We start from the raw sequence: 4573 nt of genomic DNA, 5'->3' as shown, positions 1-4573 counted from the left end.
CAAGCTGACCATCCTCGGGTACAGCCGCCAGCGCATTCCCGGGAACTGGAAGCTGATGCAGGAGAACATCAAGGATCCGTACCACCCGGGCTTGCTGCACACGTGGTTCGTCACTTTTGGACTCTGGCGGGCCGACAATAAATCCGAATTGAAAATGGATGAACACTTCCGCCATGCAGCAATGATTTCCACGCGTGGCGCCGGTGGCAAGAGCGATGTAACGAGCGGTATATCCAGCTTCAAGGAGCAGATGAGCCTGCACGACGATCGCTTCCTGGACGTTGTCAAGGAAGCGTGGTGGGGCGAACCCACGGCCGTCATGACGACATTGTTCCCAAGCGTGATCATCCAGCAACAGGTTAACTCCGTTTCGACAAGACACATCCAGCCAACCGGGCATGGCTCGTTCGACTTTGTCTGGACGCATTTCGGATTCGAGGAGGACAGCGAGGAGATGACGCGCCGGCGACTGCGCCAGGCGAATCTCTTCGGACCGGCGGGTTTCGTCTCCGCCGACGACGGCGAGGTTATCGAGTTCTCTCAGGAGGGCTTCGAACAAAAGCCGTTTCATAGAACGATGGTCGAGCTTGGCGGGCGCGAAGTTGCGGATTCCAATCATATGGTGACCGAAACGCTGATTCGCGGAATGTACGAATACTGGCGTCGTGTGATGGAGGTTTGAGATGCTTGAGTTCAATACGTATCAACAGCTGCTTGCACTGTACGCGGACTATGCCGCAGCACTCGACAACAACGAATGGGACAAATGGCCGGACTTTTTCACGCAAGCGTGCGTGTACAAAGTCCAGCCCCGTGAAAACTTTGAACGAGGCTACCCGCTCGCCACGCTGTCGTTCGAAAGCCGAGGGATGTTGAAGGACAGGATCTACGGGACGACCGAGACCATCTTTCACGATCCCTATTATCAGCGACATGTTGTGGGTGTCCCGCGCATCCTGAAGGTCGAAGCCGAAAGAATCCAGTCCGAGGCGAACTATGCAGTATTCCGAACCAAGCCTGATGAAATGTCCACGGTGTTCAATGTCGGCCGCTATATCGACACGATCCGCGGGACAGACGAAGGATTGAAGTTTGAGTCGCGTATATGCGTGTTCGATAGCGAGATGATCCCTAACTCGCTGATCTATCCGATTTGAGGCTTGACATGACACAACAATGGATGAAAGTCATCGCGCTGGTTGAAGTTCCTACCGACGACGTCGTCGCAGTGCAGGCGGGAGACAAGGAGTTGGCCATCTATGGTGTGGATGGAGAGGTTTTTGCCACCGACAATATCTGCACGCACGGCCACGCCCGACTCTGTGACGGCTTCGTCGAAGGGCACGAGATCGAGTGTCCGTTACACCAGGGACGGTTCGATATCCGGAACGGAAAAGCGATGTGTGAACCATTGACGGCCGATATTCAGACCTACCCGGTAAAGATCGAGGCGGGCAGCGTGTTCGTCGAAATCCAGAAGCCCCTTGGAAACAACTGACAATTGCCTATACTTCGCGACATGGACAAGAACGTGGCGAGAACCACGTCAAAATCCCGATGCGTTTCCGGATCACACTGAAAACGGAGGTCTGCGATGAATGCAACTGCAAGGAATGGCACTCCACCCGATCAACCGCTTGTCGACACAACGCCCTACGGATACGGACCGGGAGACTCCATCAGCGACGTCACCGAAAATGCCGCGATAACGCATCACTCATTGAAGTTAAACGGCAAGTCGATTGCCTACACTGCGAGAGCGGGTCACCTGGTGACAACCGGTATCTATAGCTCGCGGCCGGGCGCGAAATTGTTCTACGTGGCATTCACCGTCGATGGCGCTGCGGCGTCTACGCGTCCTGTCACCTTTTTCTATAACGGCGGTCCAGGCTCATCATCGGTCTTCCTGCTTCTAGGGTCATTCGGACCGAGGCGGATCAAGACGAGTATGCCGAGCTTTACACCGCCCGCTCCCTACGCGCTCGAAGACAACCAGGACAGCTTGCTCGATCAGACTGACCTGGTGTTTATCGACCCGGTGGGAACGGGTTACTCGACAGCGGTCGAACCCAACACCAACAAGGATTTCTGGGGCGTTGACGAGGATGCAAGCTGCATCAAGCAGTTCATAAAACGGTACCTGACGGTTTTTAACCGGTGGAACTCTCCCAAGTATCTGTTTGGGGAATCCTACGGAACACCGCGCACTTGTGTGCTCACCTGGATGTTGCACGAAGACGGTGTGGATCTGAACGGGATCGTTTTGCAGTCGTCGATTCTCGACTATTCGCAGGCCGGCAACCCGATCGGTATCCTCCCGACGTTTGCGGCTGACGCCTGGTTTCATAAAAAAGTATCGTTGTCCCCAGCGCCGCCCGATCTGCCCGAATTCATGGACAAGGTGATAGCGTTCGCGAGCGGTCCGTATGCAAACGCACTAGCCGCTTTCCCCAACGTCGATGCCGGGGTTCTGCAGCACCTGAGTGACATTCTCGGCATCCCGCCCATGGTCCTCAAGTACTGGCAACTCAATCCTTCAACGGGAAACGGCTCGGTGTTCCTGACGAGCCTGCTGTTGGACGCCGGACTGGCAGTAGGTGCCTATGACGGCCGTGTCACCGGGGTAGACACGGGGATTGCCGAATTTGTCGCGCCGGACGCGGGCGGCAACGATCCCACGATGGCTGCCGTGGGCGGCGTCTATACCGCGATGTGGAACGTGTACCTCAACGAGGAATTGCAGTACACGTCGATATCGCCGTTCATGGACCTGAACGACCTGGCGTTCGACAATTGGGATTTCAGCCATGTCGATCCGACGGGAGCCGAAAGAGGGGGGAGCGGAAGTCTCTACACGGCGGGAGACCTTGCGGCCGCGATGTCCGTCAATCCGTACCTGCGGGTGTTTTCGGCAAACGGGTACTACGACGGGGTGACGCCATTCTTCCAGACCTTAATCAATTTCCAGAACATGCCGCTCGCCAGCGCGCAAATCGAAAGCAACCTGACGGTCCACAATTATCCGTCGGGCCACATGGTCTATCTCGACGACGCATCGAGAACCGCAGTGAGGGCAGACCTCTCGTCTTTCTATGGAGAGGCACAAACGCATGTCGCCGCCATCAAGGCAGCGATCCATCCTGAGCTGACGGCAATCGCAGGTTTTGCGCAATATCGCAGGCGTTCGAACCGCACGCCGTATTGAGCCACCGGGGGCCTATGCGCTAAGCGCATGCCCCAATTTGCAGCAATCCGCAGCCGGGGAAACGCCGCCGAGCGTCACCAAACGTCGCCCAAAATGACCGACGTCGCGTTTGCGCAACGTTTGGTGTCTTCTCGACAGAATTACACCGCTCGGAGTCCCGCCGCGTACCCCTCTGGCGAGGTGAATCTTTTATGACAAGTACTGCTCACTTCTTAAGTGGCATTCATTTTCGTCTTTGACGTATTCTGCATTCTCGCTCCCGCCTATATTCCGCCTGGCTGTTCAATCACATCAACTGCTGCGCGGAACCGAATCTGATCCCATCACGGAGATATCTCATGAGATACCGGAGTATCGCCCTCGTAGCGTCGATGCTGGTCGCAAGCGCCGCGCACGCGCAAAGCAGTGTCACGCTGTTCGGGTTGATCGACACGAGCCTTCTCTATAGCAGTAGTGCCCGTGACAACGCCGCGAAGCCTGCGGCAGGCGGCGGTACTCAATGGCAGGAGTTCGCAGGAAGTGTCTATACGCCACGTTGGGGCCTGCGTGGAACTGAGGATCTCGGTGGTGGGCTAAGCGCTGTGTTCTGGTTGGAAAACGGCTTCAACTCGACCAATGGCACGTTCAAGAACGGCGGCGATCTCTTCGGCCGCCAGGCATGGGTCGGCCTGAGCGCGAACCAGTACGGCACGCTGACGCTGGGCCGTCAATACGACTTCATGGTTAGCTACCTCGCGCCGCTAAGTGCGACGGGTTCGGGTTTTGGTGGCAATCTTGCCGACCATCCCTACGACAATGACAATCTGAACAACGACATGCGTCTGAACAACTCGGTGAAGTTCAGCAGCGTCTTGTTCGACGGCGTGAAGGTCGGCGCGATGTATGCGTTCTCGAACGAAGCCGGCGAGGTCTCCAACAACAACGCATACAGCGCTGGCATCAGCTATTCGTTCGGCCCGATCACCCTCGCGGCTACGTACTTGCAGATCAACCGCGACGCCAATTCACCGAACGCGACCGGGGCGGTTAGCACGGGCGATGGCGATGCGTTGACGACCGGCGGTTTGCAACGGATGTACGGTTTAGGCGCGCAGTATATGTTTGGCAAGTCGTCCGTCGGCGTTCTCTGGACGCATTCGTCCACCGAGAACGTGTCGAGCCTATGGTATGGCGGTAGCACGAGCAATGGCGCGCTGCCTGGTCCGGCGAACGGCATCGGCAACTACATCAAGTTCGACAACTTCGAAATCAACGGCCGCTACTTTCTGCAGTCCAACTTAAGCCTTGGTGCATCTTATACATACACAATGGCCTCGTTCGATACGGCGACGGGCAGCGCCTTTCCACACTGGAACCAGGTGATGGGGC

General features: G+C 56.7%; 5 protein-coding genes. All 5 read left to right on the top strand.

What is annotated here, in order from left to right:
* Positions 1-682, top strand: a 682-nt coding sequence (locus WCA53_RS07585) for an SRPBCC family protein (RefSeq protein ID WP_423907564.1), incomplete at its 5' end; no start/stop codon positions are given.
* Position 683: 1 nt separating this feature from the next.
* Positions 684-1157: an aromatic-ring-hydroxylating dioxygenase subunit beta gene (locus WCA53_RS07580; protein ID WP_423907562.1), complete on the top strand. Its 474-nt coding sequence runs from the start codon at positions 684-686 to the stop codon at positions 1155-1157.
* An 8-nt stretch (positions 1158-1165) separates the two neighbouring features.
* Complete coding sequence (locus WCA53_RS07575; RefSeq protein WP_423907560.1) at positions 1166-1498, top strand: non-heme iron oxygenase ferredoxin subunit; 333 nt, start codon at positions 1166-1168, stop codon at positions 1496-1498.
* A gap of 96 nt (positions 1499-1594) precedes the next feature.
* Entirely contained in the window at positions 1595-3205 is a 1611-nt protein-coding gene (locus WCA53_RS07570; protein WP_423907558.1) for a S10 family peptidase, read from the top strand.
* A gap of 338 nt (positions 3206-3543) precedes the next feature.
* A partial coding sequence (locus tag WCA53_RS07565) for a porin (protein ID WP_423907555.1) occupies positions 3544-4573 on the top strand: 1030 nt, incomplete at its 3' end.

The sequence above is a fragment of the Caballeronia sp. genome, from assembly GCF_049581465.1.
GTDB lineage: Bacteria > Pseudomonadota > Gammaproteobacteria > Burkholderiales > Burkholderiaceae > Caballeronia.
This window is presented reverse-complemented; position numbering and strand designations above follow the sequence as displayed.